Genomic DNA, 554 nt, shown 5'->3' with positions numbered 1-554 from the left:
ACCTTATGGTGGAAGTCCCTCCTCTGATGGGCAATCTTGCGGTGTAGTTTAGCTAAGCGTTTTTTGGTTTTCTTGTACCTACCACCTCCTTTCTCCTTCCCGGAAAGCTCCCTTTGGGCTTTGGCCAGCTTCTTTTGGGTCTTCTGATAGTACCTGGGAGCTTCTACCATCTCCCCGTCGGAGGTGACGAGAAAGTGAGGGTTGGTGCCTAGGTCTATGCCAACAACTGCTTGGCTTTCGGGTAGAGGTTTAGGCTCCACCTCACAGACGAAGATGATGTACCAGTCATCCCCTTCCCGCTTCACCGTAGCCCTCTCTATCTTTCCCTCCCACGGGCGGTGAAGTTTCACCTTCACCGACCCGACACCATAGATGAAAACCCGTTTGCCGTCCTTCTGAAGTTTGACCCCGGTAGTCCCAGCCTGGGGGAAGGTGAAGGAGTCATACCGTCCTTTTCCTTTGAAGCGGGGGTAACCGGGTTTTTGTCCTTTCTTGACCCTCCGGAAGAAACCCTGGAAAGCCCTATCTACCTTCTGTATAACATCCTGTAGGAC

1 protein-coding gene is annotated in these 554 nt (G+C 52.5%); it reads right to left on the bottom strand.

The window, feature by feature from the left end; genetic code table 11:
* On the bottom strand, window positions 1-554 hold a 554-nt coding region (locus tag L0D16_RS12345; RefSeq protein ID WP_243032475.1), incomplete at both ends, for an RNA-guided endonuclease InsQ/TnpB family protein.

It is taken from the genome of Thermus altitudinis, assembly GCF_022760835.1.
GTDB lineage: Bacteria > Deinococcota > Deinococci > Deinococcales > Thermaceae > Thermus > Thermus altitudinis.
This window is presented reverse-complemented; position numbering and strand designations above follow the sequence as displayed.